This is a genomic window from uncultured Campylobacter sp. (assembly GCF_938045595.1).
In the GTDB taxonomy this organism is placed as follows: domain Bacteria; phylum Campylobacterota; class Campylobacteria; order Campylobacterales; family Campylobacteraceae; genus Campylobacter_B.
In genome coordinates, this window is record NZ_CALIBB010000255.1 from 1 (window position 1) to 21,455 (window position 21,455).

Genomic DNA, 21,455 nt, shown 5'->3' on the forward strand with positions numbered 1-21,455 from the left:
TAAGCGGCAACGATAGGCTCTGCCAGTTTAGGATATTAAAGCTATACTCTCCCGTAGCCTCGTGATAGAAATAGCTCATCGCTAAGAGTCCTACGAGCAGAAACATCGAACCTAGAAAGGTGTAGATGAAAAATTTCACCGCGGCGTAAATTCTCTTGCCGCTGCCCCACGCGCCGATGATATAGAGCATCGGAATTAGCGAAAGTTCCCAAAAGATGTAAAACAAAATCGCATCCAGCGCCACGAAAACGCCCACCATCGTCATCTCTAAAAACAAAATGCAGATGATTAAATTTTTGGCGCGCTCTTTAATGCTTAGACTAAGCAGCGCCAAAAATGTAACCAGCGTGCTTAGGATCACTAAAAACAGCGAAATTCCGTCCACGCCGATGAAGTAGTTGATGCCGTATTCGCTTATGAAAGGGTGCAGCACGCTAAACGCGATGCCGTCCACCGGCTCGTAGAGTATCCACAAAACGAGCGAAAGCACGAACTCTATAAAGCTCATCGTAACGGCATAGGTCTTGATGCTCGCTTCGTCGATCAAAAAGCCTAAAACCGCAGCTACCGCCGGAAAAAATATAACCAAACTTAAAAAGTATTCCATGCCCACCTCACAGCGCAAACGCCAAAATCAGCAAAATGAAAGATCCCAAAACCATCCACCTTAAATTTGCGCTCAAATCTCCGCTATTGCTTACGCGATCCGCACCCTCGCCGCTTTTTACCGCCACGCGAGCGATCAGATCGACGCTAGCGTCTATGATCGCGCCGTCGCATTTAGCGCAGATCTCGCTAAGCTTAGCGTATCCGCGCACGATCACGCGCTCGTAAATTTGCGGGATAAAATACTGAGCGATCAAAATTTTATAAAATTTGCAGTTCTTTAAATTTTGGCTAAATTTACCCTTGCCGTATGTCCAAATCGTGCCGATCGCTACCGCGCTTATCATCGCTAGCGTTATGGCGATCAAAATTACCTCTACGCCGTGCGGGATCGAAGCTTTAAAGCCCGGAAGTATGCTAAGCACGAATTCCGCGAAATCGTGCTCGAAAAAGCCCGCAATCACTGCAGGAACGGCCAGCACGCCCATCGCGATAAGAGCGAAGCCTTTCGCCTCGTGCGGATGGTGCGAGTATTTTGCCTTGCCGAAAAACACGAGCATTATTAGACGCGCGCTGTAAAACGTCGTCATCGCAGCGCCCGCAAACAGCAGCGCCCAGATAAAATACGCGTCCGCGCTCCACGCCGCTTCTAAAATTTTATCTTTTGAGAAAAAACCCGCGAACGGATAAAATCCGCAAAGCGCGAGCGAGCCTATGCACATTAAAATCGTCGTAGGTCGCATAAACTTATATAATCCGCCCATATTTTGGATATTTAGATCGTCTTTCATCGCGTGCATTACGTTGCCCGCGCCCAAAAATAGAAGCGCTTTGAAAAACGCATGCGTCGCCAGATGAAATAGCGCGATCCAATACGCCCCGAGCCCCGCAGCTACGAACATATAGCCAAGCTGCGAAAGCGTGGAGTAGGCGATGATCTTTTTAAGATCATTATGAACCAGCGCCATCGACGCCGCAAAGACCGCCACGAAAGCGCCTAGACAGACGATAAAGCCGCTTACTTCGGGAGCGAGCGCGAAAATCGCATTTGCGCGGATCACCAGATAAACGCCCGCCGTAACCATCGTCGCTGCGTGAATGAGCGCGGATACGGGCGTCGGACCCGCCATCGCGTCGGCAAGCCAGGTATGAAACGGAAACTGCGCGCTTTTGCCCATCGCGCCGATAAATAAAAGCGCTGCGATCAGGGTTAAAATTTCAGGCTCCAAGCCCGCCGCATTCGCAAACACTACCTCATACCGCAGCGAGCCGAAATTTAAATAGATCAAGAAAATTCCAAGCAGCATCCCAAGATCTGCGATGCGGTTCATTATGAAAGCCTCGTTGGCGCACCAGCTGTAACCCTCCCTATCATACCAAAAGCCGATCAGCAGCCACGAGCAGAGTCCGACCCCCTCCCAGCCGATGAAAAGCCCTAAAAAATTATCGCTCGTTACCAAAACCAGCATCGAAAATACGAAAAGCCCCAGGAAGCTGAAAAATTTAGCGAAGTTTTCATCATCCCACATATAGTAGATCGAATACACATGCACTACGCTGGAAACGATGCCTACGACCACCATCATCACCGCACTTACGCTATCTATGAGAAAGCTAAATTTTGCGTCCAAAAATCCTGTGCTTATGAAATCGGCTAAGCTTACGCTGATTAGGCGGTTGTCAGAGACGAGCTCCATCAAAGCAAGCGACGCGATAGTGCTTAAAATCACCAGCGCCGAGCAGATTACGCCTATAAACATCTTGTCTTTGGCACGAATGAAAACGCCTGCGAAGATCGCCGAGGCAAGCGGTGCGAAAAGGGCGATTAAAAGCCACACAAAAACGGTATCAAGCATCCGGTCCATCCTTGGAAGGATTTTTAAAATTTACGAAGCTGTCAAGTTCGATGCTGCCCGTTTTCTTATACCACAAGATGAGTAATCCAAGCCCCACGGCCATCTCGCTCGCAGCGATTGCGACGATGAAAAGTGCAAAAATTTCGCCGTTTATATTGTCGTAAAATTTCGCCACGGTGACGAGGGCTAAATTTGCGGCGTTTAATAAAATTTCGCTCGAAAAAAAGAGCATTATCAAATTTCTTCGCTTCATCATACCCGCAAGCCCGAGCCCAAACATCATCGCAGCGACGATCAGATAGTGATTTAGACCCATTTTACCCCTCGCTCTCTTCGTAGCTCAGGCTCGCGTCCATCTGCTTATGCGCAAGCACGATAGCGCAGATCATCGCCATGAGCAGCATCACGGCGGCAAGCTCGAAAATCGCCAGATATTTCGTAAAAATAATCATCCCAAGCGCCTCGGTATCGTCGGTATTTAAAATTTTAAGCGTTTCTACGTTGTTCGCAACCACCGCGCCAAGCACGATAATCACGAGCAAAAATGCGATCACGCCGCTAAGCGCGAAAAATAGCCTTGCCCCCTTTTTCGGCTCGCTTACGTTTTTATCCGCACCCAAAAACATCAGCGCGAAGCCGTAAAGCACGATCACGGCGCCAGTGTAGACTATGATCTGCACTACGCCTAAAAACTCCGCATCCAGCAAGAAGAAAAATCCGCTCATAAAGACCATACCGCCGGCGAGCGCGCTAAGGGCGTAAAGAACGTTTTTGCTAAAAACGCTGATACCGAAAAGCGCCAGGCAAACCGCGCTGAAAAAATAAAATGCAAGCGTTTGTATCATTGCTCCTCCCCCTGCGCTGAGGAATCCGGCGCGGAACTTTGCGTAGAATTCTCAGCGTCCGCGGCGGAATTCTTTTTATAATTTGCCTTAGATTTTTTACCTCGCGCGGCGGAACTCCCCGCGTCTTGCGGAACGAAATTTTCTTTGGAATTCTCCAAAGAATCGTCTTCCGTAGCAAGACCGCCCGTGGAATTTTCGACGTGCAGCGCAACCGAATTATCTTTAAAATTTTTACTTTGAGCGGCGGAATCTTCGGCGCTCTGCGGAGCGAAATTTTCTTTAGAATTCTCCGCCAAATTTTTACTATCCGTAGCGGAATCTTCGGCGCTTTGAGAAGCGGGGTTTTCTTTGGAATTTCGCTGCGAATCAGGCGCGGAATTTTGAGCGTCCGTAACGGAATTTTCTTTAGAATTTTCGGCGTCCGCGGTGGAGCTTTCCTTTAAGCTTGCCCGCCCGACATCTTGCCGCTCGGCTAAAATTTCGCCGCTTAAGCCAGCGCCCTTTGAAAATAAAATTTTATCGCTAGCGGCATCCTCTTTTTTAGAGCTTTCCACGGCGCTTTTTAAATTTAAATCCGCGCTCTTTGAGCTTAGCTCATCGCTTGCGGCGTCGCTTTTTATATAGGCATTCGGCGTCACCTTGATCCGCGCGCCTGCGTTTTCATCCAGGCTGCCGTAGCCCGCAAACTCCTGCGCCGCGCCGTTTAAGCATAAATTTTCGCCGCGAATTAAAAGATCCTCTTTAAAGCCGTAATAAGCTCGCTGTTCGCTCGCAAGCTCATATTCGCAGCCGTGCACGATAGCGATCTCGGGGCAGACGTCCGCGCAAAGCCCGCAATAGACGCAGCGCCCTAAATTTATCGAGTAGTTATCTACCTTTTTGCGACCGTCGCTGCCGAGGCTTGTCTCCATCGCGATGCAGTTTGCCACGCAGATCTTCTCGCACAAGCCGCATCCGATGCAGCGTTCGCTGCCGCTTTCAAGCAGACGCATAAGCTTGTGCACGCCGCGATATCTAGGCGGCATGACAAATTTTTCCATAGGATATCGAAGCGTATGCGAGCCGCCGCGCTTAAACATATTTTTTAGAACAACCCACAGCCCCACGAAAAGCTCGCCGTTAAAGGTGCGAGCTAGGAATCTGCGAAGCTTATCGCCGCCGGATTTAATAGGGGCTCGTTTATCGATCTGGACGTATCTTGCCATCGCGCCCTCCTTAAACGATCGCTAGCGCGGTAATTAGCACGCAAGCAAGAGCTAACGGCATGCAGACTTTCCAGCAAAGCCCCATCAGCTGATCGGGGCGCAGATGCGGCCACGCCGCGCGCGCCCATAGGAAGCAGAAAAACACGAGGCTTGATTTTAATACCATCATAACGCCGCCGGGGATAAACCAAAACGCGTTAAATCCGCCCAAAAACAGCAGCGTCGTAGCGACTGAGTAGGTTATGATATTGGCGTATTCGCCGATAAAAAACATACCCCAGCGCATTCCCGAATACGCCGTACCGGCGCCCGCTACGATCTCGGTTTCGTTTTCGGTAAGGCACAGCGGCGTGCGGTTACACTCGACGAAAGCGGCGATCAGAAATAGCGCGAAGCAGACGGGCTCTTTCCAGATAAACCACTTATCTATGCCGCCGCTTTGCGCGCTTACGATGTCGATGAGCGAGAGCGAGCCAGTGATCATCACGATAGGGATCAGGCTAAGCCCGTTTATCACCTCAAAGCAGGTGATCTGCAAAAACGCACGAAATGCGCCTATCGTGCCCCATTTATTGTAGCTCGCAAGCCCTCCGATCAGCAGTCCATAAACGCAGGTACCGCTAGCTCCGAGCAAAAATAAAATTCCCACATTTATATCGCTTAAAATCGGCTGGATGGTTCGCCCGCCGATCGTAAACTCCGGCAGCAGCGGCACTACCGAAAGCGCCACGAAAGCGCCCGTAGCAGAGATTATCGGCGCGATTTTAAAAAGAAGCTTATTCGCCCGCGTAGGTATCGCGTCCTCTTTGGTAAAAAGCTTTATCATATCCGCGCCAACCTGCAAAAGTCCCGCAGGCCCGACCATAGAGGGTCCGATCCTGCGCTGCATAAAGGCAAGCACCTTGCGCTCGGCGTAGGTCGCAAGCCCCGAGAGCAGCGCGATGACGGCTAAAATCACGAGCGCCTTTAAGACGGTGGCTACGAAATAAAATACACTATCGCTCATCTGCCCTCTCCTTTGGAATTTGAAATTTTCTCGATTTTTACGCTTGCGTAGCGCGAGGTTTTGAAAAATATCTCGCTGCGCAGCTTCTCGTCAAAATACGGCAGATACGCCCCGCTAAAGCCTGGATCGATCTTTACGCTAGCGACGATTTCGCATTTTAAATTTACGAGCTCAGTCGCACTGTTTTCGCTATTTTCATCACCGGCGCCGTCTGCTTTATGCGCGTCGCTTGCGCGATCCGTTTTTTTCGCACGAGCAGCACCGCTTTTATCATTAGCGGCACTCGTTTTGCCCACGCCGCTAGTTTTTTCATTATGGCCCACATCGTCCGCTTGGTAAATTTTAACGATGTCGCCTGCGCTCACGCCTAAGTTTTCGGCGATACTAGGGCTTAGATACAGCGCGCCAGCTTCGCCCAGAGCGCTGCTTGCGCCGCTAAATTTATTGAATTGATGCAGCGGATTCGCCTCATAGATTAAAATTTCGCCCTCGCCTGCTCTAAGCGGCGCGTAAGGCGAGATTTCAAACTCCTCCTCGCTAGCGGCAAACTCCTCATTTCGCAGCTCATATCCGCGGTGGTTTGCGCCGCCGTTGTCATAAAAATTTTCTAAATCGTCAAATTTAACCTGCTCAAAATCCGCGCCCAAACTCAGCGTATAGCTGATCACGTGTTCCGCGCAAACTCCCAGCGCACAGGCAATGTCGTTTAGCTCGTATCCGCCGTAATCAAGCGCCGCATTGGTAGGCACCACGCGCTTATCGTAGTTCGTAAACGTCCCCTCCTGCTGCACCAAGCTAGGCGCGTCCAGATCGGCTTCCAGCACGCCGAAGCTAATATCGCCCGCTTCGTTGTAGCCTAGCGTCTCGCCCGCGCTCATTTGCGCGCTAAGCTCACAGATGAGCGCGACGCCCAGGCTGTTCGTGCGCGGCGGCACCACTAGCACTTTTAGCGGCGTGTAGCGCTGCACCAAGCCCGCTAGACGCGCAAGCGTGGCGCTATTTGGCGTTCGGATAAAATCCTCGCCGATGATAAGCGAAAAACTCTCCTTTTTAGCCAAAAGCTCATCCACTTTCTGCTCGTCCAGACCCAGCGCGCGGGCAAAATTTGAAATTTTACTTTCCGCAGGATTTTCGGAATTCTGCGCAGAATTTTTTGCGGAATTTTCGGCACCATCCGCGCTTGCGGAATTTTCGGCACCGTTCGCACTCGCAACGTTCTCAGCGCCATTTGCCTCCGCAGAATTCTCAAGATTTTGCGAATCTGCGGATTTCTCGTCTAAATTTTCCTCCGCCGCGGCGCGCGAAATTTCAAATTCCGCCACGAGTTTCGCATCCAGCCACTCAGGCAGATCGCGCCCGAACTTTTGCAAGATCCAAAGCAGGATCTGTGCCTCCAAGCCCGCAGCGTGCGGCTGATGGATAAAATTTTTGCCAAAACCTTTAATACCCTCGTCGCAAAACGGATGAAAATAGATCCCGCTTGCCTTATTTAGCTTGCAGGCGCTATTTACCGCATAGCCCAGATTTGGCGCGTCGCTACGTAAAAACGTGCCGCAAACAACGATAAAATCGCTGTTTTTAACCGTCTGCGAATCCGCATTATAAAATTTCGTACCGCTAAGCTTAGAAAATTCGCGCAGGAATTTTTGATACGCAAGCGCTTCGTCGTTAATCAGAGCGAGCTTAAATTTTTGCCGCAAAAGCTCTAAAATCCGTGCCTCTTCGTTGGTGATGAAGCTATTAAATTTGATATTTTTGATCTCGCCGTCCTCGATGCCGCGCACGATGCGATTAAAAACCGCTTCGTTTTTGCTCGCCCGCTCGTTTGAGAAATCCCAGCCGAAGCGCGCTCCTGCATGCAGAACGCTAAAATTTATGTCGCTGCTAACGCGATAAATTTTTTCACGCGGGTCGCCTATGCCGCGGCGCTTGATCTCGTAATAAAGCAGTTCGCAATCGCTGCTATGCGGGTTGGAAGCGGGGATTTGACGCAACTCCCAGGCGTTTGAAACGTATTTAAACGCGCTCTCTACCAGAGCCCCCGTCGGGCAGACCGCCGCGCTCTCGCCGTAGTTTACGCAATCATCATTTTCATTTACCCGCGCGATTAGGCTTTTTTGAAGCTTATTCCACACGGCGTAGGCGTCTTTGGGCATCGCGTCCTTTTGCTCCTTACTAAGCGCGTCTCCGCCGCGCGGGACGAGCTTAAAAGCATCTACGCCCAAGCGGTCCTTCGCGGCGGTAATACAGCGCTCGCAGACGATGCAAAGGCTAGGATCGTAGCTCAAATATCCCCAATCCTGCACCTCGCGTGCCGTATCGCGGATAGCGTAGCTTTGGGTATTTGTGCGCATCAGATGGGCTAAATTTTGAAGCTCGCACTCGCCGCTTTGATCGCAAACCCCGCACGCCATCGGATGGTTGATACAATAAACCTGCGTAATCGCCTCGCGCTCGGCGTCGATCTCGGGGCTGCGGCTGTAAATGACCATGCCGTCTTTGGCTTTGGCGTTGCAGCTATAGACGCGCTTGCCATCCGCTTCGACCATACAAAGTCTGCATGCGAGCGTCGGCGTACCACCGCTTAGATAACAAAGCGCAGGAATAAAAACGCCGCAGCGACGCGCGACCTGCAAGATATACTCGCCCTCGTCGCACTCGCAAGCTTTACCGTCGATCGTGATCTTTGCCATTTTAAACCTTAGAAATTTCTGCGAGTTCGAAATTATAACCGCCAAAGCCCTGCCCGCCTGAGCCTAAAAGCGCGATCGTGCCCTTTAGCTCCTCATCCAAAATAAATTCTTTTTCCAAACTTAGGTGCGGCGTTTTGATACGGACGCGATCGCCGCCCTTGATCTTAGCGACCATACTAAAATACCTTCCGCCGATGAGTTTATCGTCCGCATCGTGTTTGAAAACCACGGCGCCGTCGAAATTCTCAGGCTCTTTTAGAGGACTTAAATTTGCCCACCCTTGTGCGCCCAAATCAGCTCGCTCGCCACGTAAGCTTAAAATTTTAACCCCGAACTTCGCCGCTATGAGAGATAGAAAGGCTTTGATATTTTCGGCGTCGGGATGAGTTTTAATGAGCGCATCGTCGATCAAAAGCACGTCGCAGCCGCTTTGCAAAAACTCTGCGATCTGCTCGATCTCCTCCTCGCCCACGCTACTTTCGCCGCTTAGATACTCCGCATCCAGATCCGCAAAATAGGGCTCGTCGCAAAAGCTAGCGCAGATTAGCGCCAACACGAAGCTTTGCGCGCCGATCTCGCATTTTATCAGCTCGCCTGGAAGATGCGGGTCTTGCAGTGGCGATACGCTTAAAATTTCAGCGCTCTTAAAACCTTCTGCGAGCGCGGGATTTTGCAAGCTAAGCAGCGACGCGAAATTTAAAATTTTCATCCTCTCCCCTTTTTGGCGACGACCATCCAATCGACTTGGTTATAGCGGATCGAGCTTAAAAGCGTGGAATTTAGCCCCTCCACCAGATCGGCGCTTTTTTGAACCGCGCTGAAATCGCCCATCTCAAACATAAAGATCATCGTCTCGCCGTGAGCGGAATTTTTTAAAATTTCGCCCATACGGTTTAAAAATTTATCGCCCAGATGCCTCAAATCGTAGCGTTTCATCGATCCACCTCGCCTAAAATGATATTCGTGCTGCCGATGATCGCCGCTGCATCGGCAAGATACTGCCCGGGTAAAATTTCTTCATATACCGCGCAGTGCCAAAAGCTTGGCGTGCGGATTTTAAGGCGGTACGGGCGGCTTTCGCCCATCGAGCGGATATAAAATCCAAGCTCGCCCTTAGGACTCTCGCTCGCGGCGTAAATTTCGCCCACGGGCGGGCGCAAACCCTGCGTAACCAGCACGAAATGCTGCATCAGCGAGTAGTTTTGCGTCATGATCTGCTCTTTGTTCGGATTTACGTAAGCGGGATCGTCCGCTAAAATTTGCAGATCGCTTAGCGGATAGTATTTCGCGCACTGGCGCAAAATTTTAAGGCTCTCGCGCATCTCCGCCATATAACACTTATAGCGCGCGTAGCAATCGCCCTCGCTCGCATACGGCACGTCAAAATCAAGCTCGTCGTAGATGAGATAGGGCTCCTCTTTGCGGATATCCCAAGCATGCCCGCTAGCGCGCAGCGTCACTCCGCTACAGCCGCAGCTAAGGGCATCTTCGTGCGAGATCACGCCCACGCCCTCGGTTCGCATCAGCCAAATTCTATTCGTATCGAGCATATCTTCAAGCTCTTTAATGTCGCTCGGGAATTCGTCGCAAAATTTCAACATCTCTTCTAACCAGCCGTTAGGCAGATCCAAAAAGACGCCGCCGATTTTGACATTATTGTGCGTAAGGCGTGCGCCGCAGTATTTCTCTATGAGATCAAGTATGTATTCGCGCGAACGAAAGCAGTAGAGAAATACCGTCATCGCGCCGATATCAAGCGCGTGCGTACCCAAGAACAGAAGGTGCGAGCTAATGCGATTAAGCTCCAATAGGATCGTGCGGATGATCTGCGCGCGGCGCGGCACTTCGATGCCGCAGAGCTTCTCGACCGCGGCGCAAAAACCGTAGTTGTTCGAGCCCGATGCGATGTAATCGATGCGATCTGTTACGGGGACGAACTCCGCGTAGATCATATTTTCTGCCATCTTTTCGATGCCTCGGTGCATATAGCCCACGCCGGGGCGGGCTCGCACGATGCGCTCGCCGTCAAGCTCCAGCACGAGCTTTAGCTGGCCGTGCGCGCTTGGATGCTGCGGACCGAAATTTAAGATCATATTCGCGCCCTCGCGCTCGTACTCGATGTTTTCGAAAAACGGTCTTAGCTTGCTTGGATTTTGCATTATTTTCTCTTTGTGATGATCTTGTAAATTCCGCGTTTAACGCGTTTTACGAAACGCACGCCGCCCTCTTCTTGGTATTCTTGTAAAATTTTTTCTTGCGGGCGCGGCTCGCCTCTAGCGCCCTCGTGATAGAGCCGCGTAAAGTTAAAGGTATCTTTTTCATCCACGAATGCGGAATTTCGGTTTTCTTCGCCGATCCGCTCGCGCGCGTCAGATCCAAAAATTTTATCCACCTCGTACCACTTGGCAAAATCGTCTCCTTGCAGCGGATAGGACTTCAAAAGCGGGTGTCCGAACCAATCATCGGGCATTATTAGGCGCGCCAAGTTCGGATGATTTTCAATCCAAACGCCCATCATATCGTATAGCTCGCGCTCCGCCCAGTTCGCGCTTTTGTAGATGCCCGCAGCGCTTTGCAAAAAGCTCTCATTCGGCACGAAGCACTTTAGCCGCGCGCGGCGCGCCCTTTTGATATCCAAAAGCTGATAAAAAACCTCGATGCCGCCGCGAGCCTCGGTAAAATCTACGCCGCTTAGCTCGCACAAAATTTCATATCCCGCGCCCTTAAGCGCACGCAGCGCCGCTAAATTTTGCGCGGGCTCCACATAGAGCACGAGAGTGTTAAATTCCACGTATGAGTTTAAAATTTGGATGCCTTCAAGCGCGTCCAGATCGTCTTTGAAATCGCTCTCGTTTGCGCTGGATTTCGGCGTTTCCTCGGGAATGAAAAATCTGTCTTTGTAGTAATTTTTTTTACTCTGATCGCCTTTGGGATTAAATTTTCTCATCAGATCAGCCTTTTTGCCTTTTGCGCGCGGCGCGGGGTTTGGGTGCGGATCTTTTTTTGCAGCACCATCATCGCAAACTGCAGCGTCTCGGGGCGCGGCGCGCATCCGGGCAGATAGATATCCACGGGCACTATGCGGTCGCAACCCTGCACCGTCGCGTAGGTATTAAACATCCCCCCGGTATTGGCGCAGCTGCCCATACTGATGACCCATTTGGGCTCGGGCATCGCGTCGTATAGGCGGCGCGTAAACTCGGCGTGCTTTTTACTAAGCGTGCCCGCGATTATCATCACCTCCGACTGCTTTACGCTTGCGCGAAATATCGTGCCGAAGCGGTCGAAGTCAAATCTGCCCGCACCCGCCGCCATCATCTCGATCGCACAGCAAGCAAGCCCGTACGTCATCGCCCACAAGGAGTTACTCCTGCCCCACGCGATCAGCTTATCGACGGTGGTAAGAACTACTGGAAGCCCGTTTTCGCGCGCGTAGTTTATCTTATGCTCTGCCAATTTAGCGCTCCTTTTTTCCAGGCGTAGATGAAACCGATGCCTAATAATACGATGAAAAACGCCATCTCTACAAGCCCGAACACGCCTAAAATTTTAAAATTTACCGCCCACGGAAACATAAAGATAATCTCGACATCAAAAAGTATGAAAAGCACGGCTATCAAAAAAAAGTGGGAGTTCATTCGGTTGGGCTGCTTGACGGCTTCGGGGCCGCTTTCGTAAATTTCGCCCTTTAGCCGCTCGTCGCGCCTGTCTGCCAAACGCGAGCCTACCAAAGAGGATAGTTTAACGATGAGCGAAAAGACGCAAAAAGCTAGGATTAGCATTACGAATATTCCGAAATACGGGCTTTGCAGCGGAATTCTAGACATTTTTCGCCTCGGTTTTAAAATTTAATGTGGATTGTAACGAAGTATTGATTTAATAAAGCTTAGCGCGCGCCACTAAATTCGCTTTTAAAATTAAAATTTATATACCTCGCCCGTGCGATTTAGTGGGGATTAAGGCGCGTGTGGTAAAATTTCGCGGATTTTAAGGGAGAGCTATGAAATCTAGCAAGATAAGTCTCATTTTCTACGGCATATTCTGCGGCGTAACAATCTATTTTCTTATCTGGGGATTCGGTTTTATAGGAAGCGGCGATAAAATGCTATTTTTAGTTTCGGTATTTTTGGGCATCTTTATGGCCTTTAATATCGGCGGAAACGACGTGGCAAATTCCTTCGGCACCAGCGTCGGAAGCGGCACTCTTAGCATCGCGCAAGCCCTTTGTATCGCGGCGGTATTTGAAGCAAGCGGCGCGGTAATCGCAGGCGGCGAAGTAACCTCGACGATCCGCAGCGGCATAATCGATCTTAGCAAAATGGACGTGCATCCTAGGGATTTTATCTATGTAATGATGAGCGCGCTTTTTGCGGCAGGCGCGTGGCTGCTTTTTGCCAGCAGAAAGGGTTTGCCCGTATCCACTACTCATGCGATCATCGGCGGTATCGTGGGCTCGGGGCTTACGCTAGGCGCCCTGCTTAATACCGCAGAGACTTCCGCATTGTGGCTCGTGCAGTGGGATAAGATCGGCAAAATAGCGATCTCTTGGGTGCTCTCGCCGATTTTGGGTGGAGTGATCTCCTTTGGAATTTTCTGGCTTATCAAACATTATATTTTGGATTACAACCGCTACGCTCAAATAAAGATCGACCGCATAAAGCGCGAAAAAAAATCTCTCCGCAAATTGCATAAAAAGACCTTCGAGACCCTGGATGACATTCAAAAGATCGCCTATGCAGAAGCGCTAAATCACGATATTTACGCGATGCGCGATCCAGATTTCGATCCAAGCGAGCTGGATAGCGAGTATTATAAAAAGGTGATCGAGCTTGACGCGAAAAAAGAGAAGCTAAAATCTCACAAAGCCCTAGAGTACGGGATCCCTGCCGTAGCGGGTATCGGAGCCTTCGTGATCTCGGCGATGCTGATATTTAAGGGGCTGCATAATCTAAATTTCGGGCTTACAAATTTTTACAACTACCTCATCATCGGTATGTCGACGCTGATTACCTGGCTTTTGATGTTTATTTTCGCTAAAACCCTGCGCCGCTCAAATTTAAACAAATCCGCGTTTTTGATGTTTAGCTGGCTGCAGGTGCTCACCGCTAGCGGCTTTGCGTTTTCGCACGGCAGCAACGACATCGCAAACGCCGTGGGTCCGTTCGCCGCAATCATCGATACGATGGCTACGAATAGTATCAATCCCTCCACTCCCGTGCCGCAGCAGATTATGATAATGTTCGCAGTAGCCCTCATAGCGGGGCTTTGGTTCATCGGCAAAGAGGTGATCGCCACCGTAGGCACCAATCTTACGAAAATTCACCCAGCCTCGGGCTTTAGCGCCGAGCTCGCAAGCGCCGTCGTCGTCATGGCGGCATCGGTGCTGGGGCTTCCGATCTCCTCGACCCACGTGCTAATCGGCGCGATTTTAGGCATCGGCTTGGTAAATCACAGCACGAACTGGTCGCTGATGAAGCCGATCGGGCTAGCGTGGATCATCACCCTACCCGTCTCGGCGCTGCTTTCGGCGTTTGCATTTGTACTTTTGCGCCACGTATTTTAGGCTAAATTTAAAAATCCGCTCCCCGGAATTTTAAAATTTCGCAAAATTCTACGCAGGCTAAATTTTAAAATTTTACGGCGCCGAAGCGAGCAAATTTTGCAGCTCCTATTGCGACCGCACACTGCATAAAACTCGCTTCCAGCGGCACGGATTCCGCCCGCACGCCCTATAAAATTTAATAAAATTTTAGCTACAATCGCGCTTTTAAATTTAGGAAAGCTATGAGTAAATTTGAAATTTTCAGATCCACCCTCGCCGTGATGATGGGCTACGTGCCGCTGGGGCTGGCGTTTGGTATCTACGGCATCAGCCAGGATCTGCCCATCTGGGCGCTCGCGCTAACCTCGCTGCTGATCTACGCAGGCAGCGTGGAGTTCGTGCTGATCGCCTTCATCGTAACTCACGCCTCGCTCGTAGATACCTTCGTCGTGGCGTTTTTGCTAAATTTTCGCCATTTTTTCTACACGATGTCGCTGCTTGAGGAACTGCGCTTCGTGCGTCATAAAATTTACGCCGTGTATGCCCTTACCGACGAAACCTTTGCTCTGCTAAAAGCGCGCGCGTTTTTGCGCCCCGAGGAGCTTAGCGGCGAGCAGCCCGTAACGCCGCAAAGACTAAAAGAGCTTGATCTGCTCTATAATCTAACCGCGGTTTTAAATCAATCCTACTGGGTTGCGGGCGTCGTTGCAGGGGCTGTTTTGGGGGCAAGCTTAAAGCTTGATTTTAGCGGAGTCGAGTTTAGCCTGACGGCACTTTTTGCGATGCTAACCTATGAGGTTTTTAAAGCAAATCCGCAATACAAAGTGCTATTTCTGGGCTTTGCCTGCGCGTTTGCGGGGCTTTTTATCTTTCCTACAAAATACTTTTTATTCGGCACTCTGATTTTCGGCACTGCAGTATTGCTGCTCTTTCGTAAATACTTCGAGCGACCTTCGCGCATGGGACGTAGGCTACGAAAATTCCTAAAAAGGAGCAGGTAGTGGAAATTTTACCCTATATCTTTCTGGCCTCGCTCGCTACGATTTTGACGCGATTTTTGCCGCTGCTGCTTTTTAAGAAAAAGACCGCGAGTCCAAGCTTATCGTATCTGCAGAAAAACTCGGGCCTTTTGATAATGGTCGTTTTGACGATCTATGCGCTTAAGACGATGCTGCCTAGCTTTTCGGGCGAGCGGGATTTTAGCGCAGATGTCCTGCAAACGGCGACGCTGCTATTTTGCCTGATTATGGCGTTTTGCGTGCATGCTAAATTTCGCAATTCGCTCGCGACGATAGCGCTTCCTACGCTAATATATATGGCGGCGCTACACTTTTTATTGAATTATTGATAAATTTATAAGTTAGTTTTCGATAAACTTCAAAAATTAGTTTTTAAGTTTAAAAAAGGTTAAAGTTTTATGAATTTTATCAGTCAAATGGTGCATAGCTTCGCCAAAAAATATGCCGCCGAAACTATGCAAAAATCCCTATACAACTCCCTTAGAATCGACATCACGCAGGAAAATATCGCTAAAATTCCAAACCCCGATAAAAAATATATGCTCTACATGCACGTGCCCTTTTGCCACACGTTTTGTCCGTACTGCTCCTTTCATAAATACGCCTACGAGCGCGGTGCGTGCAAGGCGTATTTCAGCGCGCTGCGCACCGAGATGCAGCGCACGAAAGACGCAGGCTACGACTTTGAGACGCTTTATGTAGGCGGCGGCACGACGCTTATCGATGAGGATGAGTTAGCGCGCACGCTGGAGCTTGCCAAGTCGCTTTTTAGCATCAAAGAGGTCTCGTGCGAGAGCGATCCCAACCACATCGAGCCTGAGAGCTTGCTGCGATTTCGCGGGCTAATAGACCGCCTAAGCGTGGGGGTGCAGAGCTTTGATGATGATATTTTACGTAAAGCTTCGCGCTACGACAAATTCGGCTCGGGCGAAATTCTGCAAGAAAAGCTATCCCGAGCGGTCGGAATTTTGCCGATTTTAAGCCTGGATCTGATCTTTAATTTTCCGTTTCAAACTCGCGAAATTTTACTTCGCGACATTGAAGCGGCAAAGGCGGTAAAACCGGAGCAGATCACGCTGTATCCGCTGATGAAATCGCCTTTGATGCGCGATCAAATAGCGCGAAGCCTCGGCGTTAGCAATGTAGATCACGAGGAGGAGTTTTACTCCATCATCTGCAAGGAATTTTCTAGCTGGCACCGCAGCAACGCATGGGCCTTCGCTCGCGAAAAATCAAATATGAGCGACGAGTATGTAGGCACAAACCACGAATACGTGGGCATCGGAAGCGGCGCGTTTAGTTTCCTAGGCGGCAGGCTGCTCGTAAATGCGTTCAACCTCGAAGACTACGCAAGCAGAGTGCGCAAAAACGAAAGCACCGTCATCGCCACCTGCGATTTTAGCAGATCCGAGCGCGCAAAATACCTCTTTTTGACCGAGCTTTTTAACGGCGAGATCGACATCGCTAAATTTAACGCCGCAAACGATCTAAATTTGCGTCGCGAACTTGGCAGAGAGCTTAGCCTGCTAAGGCTTGCAGGAGCCGTGCGGATCGATAGCGAGATCATCCGTACGACGGAATTTGGCGCGTATTTGTGCCTTGTTTTGATGAAGGAATTTTACACCGGCATGGACAAGGTGCGCGCGGCATTTCGCGACGACGCCAAGATTAAGCGCGCAAAACAGCTCATCATCATGGACGAAAGCGAATCCGCCGCAACCGGCGCGGCAAAAGGCGAGATAGCGTCGTAAATTTTGTGCCAGACCACTACGACTAGCGCTTGGGCGCACCCAAAGCCTTAGCGCAAATACCGTCTGGCATTAAAACACAAACGAATTTTTGATTTCAAAATTTAGGAAACGCCGCAATGAAACGCAGAATGGTCAAACTATTCATTTTGTTTCTGTTTTTTGTCCTTGCATTTGAGCTCGTCGGCAATCTTTTTAATTTCGGTCGCTTCCCGTTTCATAAGAGCTGTGAGGCATTTATGATGATAAACCGCCATATAACCGGCGATTCAAACGATAGGTGCGTAATGCAGCTTATGGAACAGGGCAATAAAAGAGATCTTTCGCTATTTTACTATAAAACTAAATTTAATCTTGAGGAGCCATTGTCTGAACTGGACGAAAAAGCTATAAAATTTTTAAATATTCCAAACTCAAAGATAATCACCGTAAATAAAGACGGCATGGAAAAGAAATTTTTAATAAGCGATTAAATTTAAATAGCAAAGAAGCCCTGCTTCAATTGCAATATCAAAGCCTAACAAATCGAGAATTTTAAAATTTATAAAATTAAAGGAGGAGCAATGAATAATCTAAAACTCATACAAAACTGGTACGCTTCCAAATGCGACGGAGAATGGGAGCATGAATATGGCCTTACGCTAGAAACGGTCGATAATCCCGGTTGGTTGATTAAAATCGATGGCGAGAGCGGGAAAAAGCCGATCAAAATAAATATCGATAGAGATGACGAGGATTGGTTTTTCATCAATGCCACGGAAAACGAACTCAAAGGAAGTTGCGGAGCCGAAAATTTAGAGGAATTATTGGAATACGTGGTAAAATGGCTAACGGATTAAAATTTAGCAAGACAAATAAAGGAGCCTAGATGATCGAAGTCGAGATAAAAAACGAATCTTGCAAAAAGACCGAAGTTACGCTTGCAAATATCGAAATTGTTAAGGACGCTGTAAAGGAATTCGCCTATAAAAGCTTTAAGGGCAGCTATCTGTTTTTTGATATTTACGGCGAGATAGATATGGATTTTCGCGCGCTTGGAGCAATCGGCGAAGGAGATGAAAACAATATCCGAAAAATAGATCTTAAAAAATATGAAAAAAGCTCCGTAGGCACCACCGACATATCGCAAGATATGGAGGGCGCGAAATTCTGCACCTATTTTAAGCTGGATCAAAGTGAAATTTTAAAGCAAATATTATATTATATAGCCTATGAAAGATTTGAAGGCGGCTATTACGCAAAGGGTAAATTTATAGGCAAAAACAGCGACGATCTTATTTTTATCAGTATCTGCGGCGATGTAAAAAATTGCGCCGAAATAAAGAGCGTCGATTTAGATGAAATACTAAAAAGTATGCCTAAACTCTCGAAATCAAATAATTTTTACATTAGCGAGTTTATATGAGATCAATTAAACGGATCGATGAGGTAAATTTTATATCGCCAACCGATTAAATTTAAAAAGGAGATACTATGAAATTTAAAATTTTGAAACCGAATGAACTATACGGCTGGGTTTTTAACAAAGATGAAGAACTTTATAAGGCTTTAGGATTTGATTGTTGGATGGATTCGTTTGTTCGCATATTAGCTAAAATTCCGGGTACCAGGAAAAAAGATATTTTGGATTACCTTGAATATGAAATCTTTGATTGGTACGAATGGTTTGAACTATATGGGATTATCCAAAGCGACTATAAGCTAGCGGACGAAGATAATCCTGAAATTTCAGCCTATCCGACATACGCGGGAGAGTATTTCGGAGTAATGGGCCAACTATTTTTAGGGGGTATGATAGACTTCGGCATAGAGCGCGGAAATTTAAGAAAGAAATGGGCTGACTTCGATACGAATTTATCCAAGATCGATCTAGGTATGTCGCTTTATGAGAAGTGGATCTATTTTAGAGATAATTTCTTTTTTGAGTATAAATTTTTAGAGGAGGACAAAATAACTCCCCAAGCAGAGATAACTTGGAAAGACCCTAACACATGGAGCAGATTTAGCCACTGGATGTGTATGACTAAGGCGGGCAAAGAGTATCGTGATAAAATTTTAAAGCCGAGGCTTTATGAAAAGTATAAGGATGTGGTTATCGAGGCGTAATTTAGCGATTACAAATAACGAAAATTTATTATGAACATGTTTAATCTAGCAAGCAAAAAAGGACTTTAAATGACCATCTTACCAATATCAACCTTCGACAATGACTTACAAAGAGGCGATATTATAAAATTTAACGACGATGAGCTTATGGTCTGCGATGAGCGCTGTTTCTGGACAGAAAATCCTTGCCTTTTAAATTTAAAAGATACCAGATATTTTGAGCTTCCTAGCGAGATGATATCAAGCAAAGCGGGATTTGTCCTGGACAAGGAGCAATTGATTCGTAATTTAGCAAATTTCGGCATCAATGCGAGCCCCCAGGAGGTATTTATATGCTCCGATAATTATCTTAGTAGCGATGAACTAAAAGATTGCGACGAAACAATCCCTGGTTTCAGACTGACAAAACCTAGGGATAAATTCGGACGCAATAGACGCATAAAGACAAATTTGATAGAAAAGCTTAGTATTCCTCTCTTGAAATTCCTCGGAAAGATCAAGGTCGGAGATATTATCGAATGTAGAAAATCCAGCTATCCATACGAGAAAAATGTAAGCTTTATCGTAGTAAAAGCAAAAGACGATGATGGAGTAAATTTTATAAAATTGATCGTAATTAGCGGCTACAAGGCGGGCTTATGGGTTTTGCCGTTTTTATTTAAAACAGATAAAAATATGGTAGAAGCAGACTGGCTAATTAAAAATTGGAAATATATTTTTTATAGATGCTGTGATATAAGGCACACCTACGTAAATTTGCAAAACCGAAAAGAGGTTTTAAATTTTACCGATAAGCAGTTAGAAAATTTCATAAAAATAAAGCGAAAGAGATTAAAATTTAAAAATAAGAAGTGATATAATGCCTCGCTAATCGACATTATCAATATATACGGGCAAGAATACACACAAGGAGAAAATATGGTTAAAGTATTAAAATTTATAATTTGTGCCGTAGTAATTTTGTTATTATTTATAATTTATGAAAGCAATTTATGTGCAAAGTGCGATTATACGTTTTTTGTAGAGGAAAGGCTTATGGGTAGATTATTGATAGCAATCGATACAAATGATATAAATTTAGTAAGATATATTGCTGCTGAAGGTAGAGTTTGCAAGCAAGCCAATGTCCATAATAGAGCGCTTAAAGAATTAAGAAAAATGGAATCGGAAAATAATAGGACTAATGAGTAAACCGGTTTTGCAGAACACAAAGAGAGATATGAAAGAAGCGAAATTTACAAGACGGCTTTTCTTGCTTACTTTTACGCGCTCATCCGTTACCGCTCTGCTATCCCGATACTCCGCCGCTTTTTAAAATTTTAGATATAGGCGCTAATTTATGCGCACACCTAAATACCGTAAAAATTTTAAAATTTCAAATCCCTGAAGCTCTGCGAAATTTTAAATTTCGCAGACTAAACTTCGCAGTAAGATTATCTATAAAGCAAACCTGCCGCAAGCGCGCAACAAACGAATCTTTAAATTTCGCCGCGCGCCCGCTTTCGCGCGAGCAGTCGTTTCGCGCAAGAGGGCACTTTGCGCGCAGCTTTGGCTATATAAGCTTACGGCGCAAAGCAATTATAAGCAGCTATGCGGCGAAATTTACGCCAAAGCCTCGCCGCGAGCTTTATTGAAGCACCTTGCCTAAAATCCCAGCACCTTTGCCGACGGCGCTGCCGCGAAGCGCGCTTTCTTTTTCCCTCATCACCGCAAATAGCCCATCCAGCGTCTTTTGCGTGATGTAATCGTTCAAATCCTCGCCCTGCTTAGGCAGATACTCGCTCGCGCCCAGCCCGCGCGCGATATTTTGCACCGCTTCGTTACCCGTGATCTTGTTTTGCGCGAAGGAATTTAGCCCGTTATACGCTGTCGCGAAGCTATTTTTGCTCATCATATCGCTTACGATCGGCCTAAAAACCGCCCGCAGCTTCGCACTCGACTTGCTCTGCAGATACTCGCTAAGCGCCGTGTCTCCGCCGCCGATGAGCTTTTTAACGTCGGCATCGCTCATCGATTTCAGATCTTGCAAAAATATCTTGCTCGCACCGCTCACCGCCTTGGTAGCGGCATCGTTCATACTCACGACGAGCTCGCGCTCCCATTTATCGCCGCCCACCTTTCTCGCAAGCTTCGCAGCCGTCTTAAGCGAAGGAGGAAGCTCGATTTTAGCGGTCTTGCTGTGGATGTAGCCCTTGGCGAGCTCGCTTGCGGCGCGGTTTGCGGCGGAAGCGAGCAGATCCTTGTAGCTTCCGCTCTGAGTCGCACCGAGCACGTCCGCGCCCTGCTTTAGGATATCCGTTACGTCCGCATGCGCAAGCGACAGCGACGCAGCGGCGAGCAAAATCATAAATTTTTTCATATTGCAACCTTTGGATAAAATTTACGCCATTATGCCAAACTGCGGTAAACGCTAGGCTCGCGATGTGTAAATTTACGCGCTACACGGGTAGTTTAAGATAAAATTTTAGGCTAAATTTAAAAGCGGATTCGAGGCTAAATTTAAACGCAGAATTTTAAAGCTAAATTTAACGGGCGAAATTTACCCGCCAAATTTAAAGATGAAATTTGGGGGGCGGCGGGCTTTGTCATGCTTGCGGCTAAATTTCAAAAGCAGCACTACGACGACGAGCTAATTTTAAAACCGCACTGCTTGGCACTTTTAAATTTATGCAGCGCGCACGATACCAACGCAAGCCGCACAAAGCATATCGATGAGCGGTTATATCCTCGGCGCAAACGATTAAAATTTTATCAAAGCAGCCAAAAAGCTCGTCGTAAATTTAAAGAGTTTAAATTTGAAAGCGAGCTGCGGCTTTCGGCACGATAAGC

At 47.9% G+C, this 21,455-nt stretch carries 25 protein-coding genes; 11 read left to right on the plus strand and 14 right to left on the minus strand.

The window, feature by feature from the left end; all coding sequences use genetic code 11:
• The 13 genes from Q0340_RS09805 to Q0340_RS09865 form a co-directional block, all read right to left on the minus strand.
• Nucleotides 1-607: proton-conducting transporter membrane subunit (locus tag Q0340_RS09805; protein WP_298083153.1), on the minus strand; the 607-nt coding region annotated here is incomplete at its 3' end.
• A gap of 7 nt (nt 608-614) precedes the next feature.
• A complete protein-coding gene (nuoL, locus tag Q0340_RS09810; protein ID WP_298083154.1) occupies nt 615-2,462 on the minus strand; it encodes an NADH-quinone oxidoreductase subunit L in 1,848 nt (615 codons plus the stop codon).
• Nucleotides 2,455-2,778, minus strand: a complete 324-nt coding sequence (nuoK, locus tag Q0340_RS09815) for an NADH-quinone oxidoreductase subunit NuoK (protein WP_298083155.1) — start codon at nt 2,776-2,778, stop codon at nt 2,455-2,457. The genes nuoL and nuoK overlap by 8 nt, the downstream gene beginning before the upstream one ends.
• 1 nt (nt 2,779) lies before the next feature.
• Complete coding sequence (locus tag Q0340_RS09820; protein WP_298083156.1) at nt 2,780-3,307, minus strand: NADH-quinone oxidoreductase subunit J; 528 nt, start codon at nt 3,305-3,307, stop codon at nt 2,780-2,782.
• The gene (nuoI, locus tag Q0340_RS09825; protein ID WP_298083157.1) at nt 3,304-4,512 is read right to left on the minus strand and encodes an NADH-quinone oxidoreductase subunit NuoI; all 1,209 of its coding nucleotides are present in this window, start codon (nt 4,510-4,512) and stop codon (nt 3,304-3,306) included. Before nuoI ends, Q0340_RS09820 begins: the two co-directional genes overlap by 4 nt.
• 10 nt (nt 4,513-4,522) lie before the next feature.
• The gene (nuoH, locus tag Q0340_RS09830) at nt 4,523-5,518 is read right to left on the minus strand and encodes an NADH-quinone oxidoreductase subunit NuoH (RefSeq protein WP_298083158.1); all 996 of its coding nucleotides are present in this window, start codon (nt 5,516-5,518) and stop codon (nt 4,523-4,525) included.
• Nucleotides 5,515-8,211, minus strand: coding sequence for an NADH-quinone oxidoreductase subunit G (locus Q0340_RS09835; RefSeq protein WP_298083159.1), 2,697 nt, complete (start codon nt 8,209-8,211; stop codon nt 5,515-5,517). The genes nuoH and Q0340_RS09835 overlap by 4 nt, the downstream gene beginning before the upstream one ends.
• Before the next feature lies 1 nt (nt 8,212).
• Entirely contained in the window at nt 8,213-8,920 is a 708-nt protein-coding gene (locus Q0340_RS09840) for a hypothetical protein (RefSeq protein ID WP_298083160.1), read from the minus strand.
• Complete coding sequence (locus Q0340_RS09845) at nt 8,917-9,147, minus strand: NADH-ubiquinone oxidoreductase subunit E family protein (protein WP_295151097.1); 231 nt, start codon at nt 9,145-9,147, stop codon at nt 8,917-8,919. Before Q0340_RS09845 ends, Q0340_RS09840 begins: the two co-directional genes overlap by 4 nt.
• The gene (nuoD, locus tag Q0340_RS09850; protein ID WP_298083161.1) at nt 9,144-10,370 is read right to left on the minus strand and encodes an NADH dehydrogenase (quinone) subunit D; all 1,227 of its coding nucleotides are present in this window, start codon (nt 10,368-10,370) and stop codon (nt 9,144-9,146) included. The genes Q0340_RS09845 and nuoD overlap by 4 nt, the downstream gene beginning before the upstream one ends.
• Entirely contained in the window at nt 10,370-11,158 is a 789-nt protein-coding gene (locus Q0340_RS09855; protein ID WP_298083162.1) for an NADH-quinone oxidoreductase subunit C, read from the minus strand. Before Q0340_RS09855 ends, nuoD begins: the two co-directional genes overlap by 1 nt.
• A complete protein-coding gene (locus Q0340_RS09860; RefSeq protein WP_297948163.1) occupies nt 11,158-11,667 on the minus strand; it encodes an NADH-quinone oxidoreductase subunit B in 510 nt (169 codons plus the stop codon). Before Q0340_RS09860 ends, Q0340_RS09855 begins: the two co-directional genes overlap by 1 nt.
• Nucleotides 11,649-12,038 carry an NAD(P)H-quinone oxidoreductase subunit 3 gene (locus Q0340_RS09865; protein ID WP_005869774.1) on the minus strand — a complete coding sequence of 130 codons (390 nt, stop codon included), beginning with the start codon at nt 12,036-12,038 and terminating at the stop codon, nt 11,649-11,651. The genes Q0340_RS09860 and Q0340_RS09865 overlap by 19 nt, the downstream gene beginning before the upstream one ends.
• Before the next feature lie 173 nt (nt 12,039-12,211).
• On the opposite strand from Q0340_RS09865, the gene Q0340_RS09870 reads away from it, so the two are divergent.
• The 10 genes from Q0340_RS09870 to Q0340_RS09915 all read left to right on the plus strand — a co-directional run bounded on the left by Q0340_RS09870 (nt 12,212) and on the right by Q0340_RS09915 (nt 19,817).
• Nucleotides 12,212-13,774 carry an inorganic phosphate transporter gene (locus tag Q0340_RS09870; protein WP_005869776.1) on the plus strand — a complete coding sequence of 521 codons (1,563 nt, stop codon included), beginning with the start codon at nt 12,212-12,214 and terminating at the stop codon, nt 13,772-13,774.
• A gap of 221 nt (nt 13,775-13,995) precedes the next feature.
• The gene (locus tag Q0340_RS09875; RefSeq protein ID WP_298083163.1) at nt 13,996-14,754 is read left to right on the plus strand and encodes an AzlC family ABC transporter permease; all 759 of its coding nucleotides are present in this window, start codon (nt 13,996-13,998) and stop codon (nt 14,752-14,754) included.
• On the plus strand, nt 14,754-15,101 hold the full coding sequence (locus Q0340_RS09880) for an AzlD domain-containing protein (RefSeq protein ID WP_298083164.1): 348 nt from the start codon (nt 14,754-14,756) through the stop codon (nt 15,099-15,101). The genes Q0340_RS09875 and Q0340_RS09880 overlap by 1 nt, the downstream gene beginning before the upstream one ends.
• A gap of 69 nt (nt 15,102-15,170) precedes the next feature.
• Nucleotides 15,171-16,523, plus strand: a complete 1,353-nt coding sequence (locus tag Q0340_RS09885; protein ID WP_298083165.1) for a coproporphyrinogen III oxidase family protein — start codon at nt 15,171-15,173, stop codon at nt 16,521-16,523.
• 116 nt (nt 16,524-16,639) lie between these two features.
• Nucleotides 16,640-16,993, plus strand: coding sequence for a hypothetical protein (locus Q0340_RS09890; RefSeq protein ID WP_298083166.1), 354 nt, complete (start codon nt 16,640-16,642; stop codon nt 16,991-16,993).
• A gap of 90 nt (nt 16,994-17,083) precedes the next feature.
• Entirely contained in the window at nt 17,084-17,359 is a 276-nt protein-coding gene (locus Q0340_RS09895) for an Imm53 family immunity protein (protein WP_297900395.1), read from the plus strand.
• A 29-nt stretch (nt 17,360-17,388) separates the two neighbouring features.
• Nucleotides 17,389-17,925: a hypothetical protein gene (locus Q0340_RS09900; protein ID WP_298083167.1), complete on the plus strand. Its 537-nt coding sequence runs from the start codon at nt 17,389-17,391 to the stop codon at nt 17,923-17,925.
• Between the two features lie 68 nt (nt 17,926-17,993).
• Nucleotides 17,994-18,626, plus strand: a complete 633-nt coding sequence (locus Q0340_RS09905) for a hypothetical protein (protein ID WP_298083168.1) — start codon at nt 17,994-17,996, stop codon at nt 18,624-18,626.
• Between the two features lie 69 nt (nt 18,627-18,695).
• On the plus strand, nt 18,696-19,481 hold the full coding sequence (gene imm45 / locus Q0340_RS09910; protein WP_298083169.1) for an Imm45 family immunity protein: 786 nt from the start codon (nt 18,696-18,698) through the stop codon (nt 19,479-19,481).
• A 63-nt stretch (nt 19,482-19,544) separates the two neighbouring features.
• Nucleotides 19,545-19,817, plus strand: coding sequence for a hypothetical protein (locus Q0340_RS09915; protein WP_298083170.1), 273 nt, complete (start codon nt 19,545-19,547; stop codon nt 19,815-19,817).
• 436 nt (nt 19,818-20,253) lie between these two features.
• Here the strand turns inward: Q0340_RS09915 and Q0340_RS09920 are convergent, their stop codons facing one another.
• Nucleotides 20,254-20,985, minus strand: a complete 732-nt coding sequence (locus Q0340_RS09920; RefSeq protein ID WP_298083171.1) for a DUF4197 domain-containing protein — start codon at nt 20,983-20,985, stop codon at nt 20,254-20,256.
• Between the two features lie 228 nt (nt 20,986-21,213).
• Here Q0340_RS09920 and Q0340_RS09925 point away from each other — a divergent pair, with 228 nt between their 5' ends.
• On the plus strand, nt 21,214-21,453 hold the full coding sequence (locus Q0340_RS09925) for a hypothetical protein (RefSeq protein ID WP_298083172.1): 240 nt from the start codon (nt 21,214-21,216) through the stop codon (nt 21,451-21,453).
• Nucleotides 21,454-21,455 lie beyond the last annotated feature (2 nt).

What these genes read in the sequence shown, in the direction of transcription:
- nuoL (WP_298083154.1), bottom strand. Translation starts at nt 2,462, where the DNA reads ATGCTTGATACCGTTTTTGTGTGGCTTTTAATCGCCCTTTTCGCACCG.
- nuoK (WP_298083155.1), bottom strand. Translation starts at nt 2,778, where the DNA reads ATGGGTCTAAATCACTATCTGATCGTCGCTGCGATGATGTTTGGGCTC.
- Q0340_RS09820 (WP_298083156.1), bottom strand. Translation starts at nt 3,307, where the DNA reads ATGATACAAACGCTTGCATTTTATTTTTTCAGCGCGGTTTGCCTGGCG.
- nuoI (WP_298083157.1), bottom strand. Translation starts at nt 4,512, where the DNA reads ATGGCAAGATACGTCCAGATCGATAAACGAGCCCCTATTAAATCCGGC.
- nuoH (WP_298083158.1), bottom strand. Translation starts at nt 5,518, where the DNA reads ATGAGCGATAGTGTATTTTATTTCGTAGCCACCGTCTTAAAGGCGCTC.
- Q0340_RS09835 (WP_298083159.1), bottom strand. Translation starts at nt 8,211, where the DNA reads ATGGCAAAGATCACGATCGACGGTAAAGCTTGCGAGTGCGACGAGGGC.
- Q0340_RS09840 (WP_298083160.1), bottom strand. Translation starts at nt 8,920, where the DNA reads ATGAAAATTTTAAATTTCGCGTCGCTGCTTAGCTTGCAAAATCCCGCG.
- Q0340_RS09845 (WP_295151097.1), bottom strand. Translation starts at nt 9,147, where the DNA reads ATGAAACGCTACGATTTGAGGCATCTGGGCGATAAATTTTTAAACCGT.
- nuoD (WP_298083161.1), bottom strand. Translation starts at nt 10,370, where the DNA reads ATGCAAAATCCAAGCAAGCTAAGACCGTTTTTCGAAAACATCGAGTAC.
- Q0340_RS09855 (WP_298083162.1), bottom strand. Translation starts at nt 11,158, where the DNA reads ATGAGAAAATTTAATCCCAAAGGCGATCAGAGTAAAAAAAATTACTAC.
- Q0340_RS09865 (WP_005869774.1), bottom strand. Translation starts at nt 12,038, where the DNA reads ATGTCTAGAATTCCGCTGCAAAGCCCGTATTTCGGAATATTCGTAATG.
- Q0340_RS09870 (WP_005869776.1), top strand. Translation starts at nt 12,212, where the DNA reads ATGAAATCTAGCAAGATAAGTCTCATTTTCTACGGCATATTCTGCGGC.
- Q0340_RS09875 (WP_298083163.1), top strand. Translation starts at nt 13,996, where the DNA reads ATGAGTAAATTTGAAATTTTCAGATCCACCCTCGCCGTGATGATGGGC.
- Q0340_RS09885 (WP_298083165.1), top strand. Translation starts at nt 15,171, where the DNA reads ATGAATTTTATCAGTCAAATGGTGCATAGCTTCGCCAAAAAATATGCC.
- Q0340_RS09890 (WP_298083166.1), top strand. Translation starts at nt 16,640, where the DNA reads ATGAAACGCAGAATGGTCAAACTATTCATTTTGTTTCTGTTTTTTGTC.
- Q0340_RS09895 (WP_297900395.1), top strand. Translation starts at nt 17,084, where the DNA reads ATGAATAATCTAAAACTCATACAAAACTGGTACGCTTCCAAATGCGAC.
- Q0340_RS09900 (WP_298083167.1), top strand. Translation starts at nt 17,389, where the DNA reads ATGATCGAAGTCGAGATAAAAAACGAATCTTGCAAAAAGACCGAAGTT.
- Q0340_RS09905 (WP_298083168.1), top strand. Translation starts at nt 17,994, where the DNA reads ATGAAATTTAAAATTTTGAAACCGAATGAACTATACGGCTGGGTTTTT.
- imm45 (WP_298083169.1), top strand. Translation starts at nt 18,696, where the DNA reads ATGACCATCTTACCAATATCAACCTTCGACAATGACTTACAAAGAGGC.
- Q0340_RS09915 (WP_298083170.1), top strand. Translation starts at nt 19,545, where the DNA reads ATGGTTAAAGTATTAAAATTTATAATTTGTGCCGTAGTAATTTTGTTA.
- Q0340_RS09920 (WP_298083171.1), bottom strand. Translation starts at nt 20,985, where the DNA reads ATGAAAAAATTTATGATTTTGCTCGCCGCTGCGTCGCTGTCGCTTGCG.
- Q0340_RS09925 (WP_298083172.1), top strand. Translation starts at nt 21,214, where the DNA reads ATGCTTGCGGCTAAATTTCAAAAGCAGCACTACGACGACGAGCTAATT.